This is a genomic window from Flavobacterium sp. (assembly GCF_040402895.1).
Classification (GTDB): domain Bacteria; phylum Bacteroidota; class Bacteroidia; order Flavobacteriales; family Flavobacteriaceae; genus Flavobacterium.
On record NZ_JBBALR010000025.1, the window covers coordinates 1 to 2,457 of the forward strand.

General features: G+C 28.9%; 2 protein-coding genes. Both read right to left on the reverse strand.

Annotated elements, in window-relative coordinates; all coding sequences use genetic code 11:
* Positions 1-253: 253 nt before the first annotated feature.
* Positions 254-1,441 (reverse strand): T9SS type A sorting domain-containing protein, encoded by a 1,188-nt coding sequence (locus ABWP60_RS09520; protein ID WP_353151787.1) that lies wholly within the window; start codon positions 1,439-1,441, stop codon positions 254-256.
* Between the two features lie 152 nt (positions 1,442-1,593).
* Positions 1,594-2,457: PorP/SprF family type IX secretion system membrane protein (locus tag ABWP60_RS09525; protein WP_353151789.1), on the reverse strand; the 864-nt coding region annotated here is incomplete at its 5' end.

Here is a 2,457-nt window from a genome sequence, read left to right on the forward strand (position 1 = left end):
TCCCTCTTTCTCCGCAACAAAACCTGAAACGTAAGTTTCGGGTTTTTTTATGCATTTTTATTTCTCATTTCAAATACTGTTCTCTCTTTTTAGCAATTACCACTTTATTTTAAGCAGATCCACTCGAAGATTTTTTTGATTATTATCTACAACAATTTAGTTATTATTTTAACAAAAAAACCTTCAAACCTCAATAAAATAGTAACAAAAGTCCAATCATAACAAGAAAAAATCTGTTAAAAACTTAGTCAAATTATAATTTGATTACTTTCATTTCGGTTACATCATTGGCGACATATACCTTTATAAAATACATTCCAGAAGGAATATTTTCCATATCAATTGGATTATTTGCATCAGTTGAGGTCATGATTAATAATCCATGACTTGTAAAAAATTCTACTTTTTCAATATTTTCACCCGCACTAAGATGTAATTGATTTTTTACAGGGTTAGGAAACATTGAAATTTGTCTTGCAGATGAAGTACAGTTAGAAACGGTTGAGTTATAACCCAGAATATTGCAATCATTTTGAATGTATACAATCTCGTTTGCATCACAACAAATCGATGCTAAATTTGGATTTCCACTAAAATCAATTGATTGCTCGATGGTTCCGTTTTCTAAAAATAAATTAGTTAATAGGTTGTTTTGACAGTTAATAAATTCTAAATTAAAAAAATTATTTGCGTTTAAAGAAGTCAATCTATTATTTGGTACAAATAAATACCTAACATGTTTTAGATTCCCTAAATTTAAGGTTTGCATTTCACCATTTGATACTTCAATTATTTCAAGATTTAGACATGCACTAAGGTCTAAATTTGAAAATGTAGTACCAGCAAGATTAATATTAATTAATTTGGTATTGTTGCTTAAATTAAGAGAATTTAGTGGGGCAGAAATATTTAAAAACAATAAATTTTCTGAATCATTTATATTCAAAGATGTAAAATTACCATACAACGTAAGGTTGGTTAACTGGGTTAAATTACTTAAATTTATTGTGTTTGCATTTGTATAACAAGAAACTGTTTTTAAATTTATATTACTTGAAAGATTGATAGTAACTAAATTGCTTTGTCCGGTTACCGCATTTGATAATGTTAGGTTTTCAAGGTTAATTAAACCAGGAAAATTAAAACTTGATCCGTTAAAAAATAACGAGTCAAAACTTCTTAGGTTAATAAAAAATTGAAGACCCGTAAGGTCGTTTAGTTCTGCATAAGAAAGGTTTAATTTTTGCACTAATTGTGCTTCGGCTTGTGTAATTTCATCGTCATTATTTAAATCAATCATTGGAAAAATGGTACCATTGGAATCGTAATTAATTGGTAAGTCCAACAAGGCATTTTTAAAATTTAAATCAGGAAAATTAATGATTTGAGCGCTTGATATTTGAAATGTAACTCCAATAATAAATAGTACTAATTTTTTCATATTTTATTTTTTATAATCCAATTAATTAATAGAATACACTTTAACAAAAGTAATTTATCACATTACAATTATGTTAATTTTAACATTTTAAATAAAAATTATAACGTTTGTTTATGTGTGACAAGATTTATGATTTGAATGTCAATTATTAATTAAATTCTTTTTAATTTCATTTTATAATTGTCGCAATCTCTACACGTGTAGCTTGATTGCCAGGTTAAAGAAAGTTCATGTACACCTTGACCATTTCCCAATTTTGAAGTATTTAAGTCATAGGAATACCCCAATTTGAATTCGCCAGCTCGCATAGAAACAAAGGGATTTAATGAAGTTAAAACATGACTATTTGGGCTTTTTCCTTCTGGATTGGTAGAAGCAATTATTCCAAAAGCAAAAGTGTTCATTTCTAATGAAGTACTAAAATCTAACCTGTTATATTGTGATTGTCTCATGTAATTGAACGAAAATAATAGATTGGAATCTTGTGGTAATATCATGAAAGGGGTATTATTTAATTCAAAGAAATACCCGCCATGTAAGGTGAAATACAAATCTAAAGGTACATTGCCATTTTCAGTAAAAGAAATATCTGGTCTACCGAGGTGTTTCAATGTGGCTCCAAACCAAGCGTTTTCTTGGTCTACTAATACACCAGCTGAAAAATCTACAAAATTAATATTGTTTTTGTTTTTTTGATATCCAGGGTCGATACTGCTTCCAGAAATGGCACCTGTATTGATGTTAATTTGGTCTTCTAATAGAAGATTGCCAAAATTAAAATCTTTTCTTCCATATCCACCTTCTATACCCAATCTAAGTCGCCAATCCCTATTGATGTCTACTCGGTATGAAAAAGCGCCGTTAATTTGAAAAAAATTATAATCTGTAAATACTTCTCTATGATTTAATACAGTAAGTCCAATCCCAATATTGTCATCTACTAAATTATTTGCAAATCCGTATTGGGTGTCAATTCTTCTGTTTCCATCAGGCCATTGACTTCGGTGGAGTAGCCC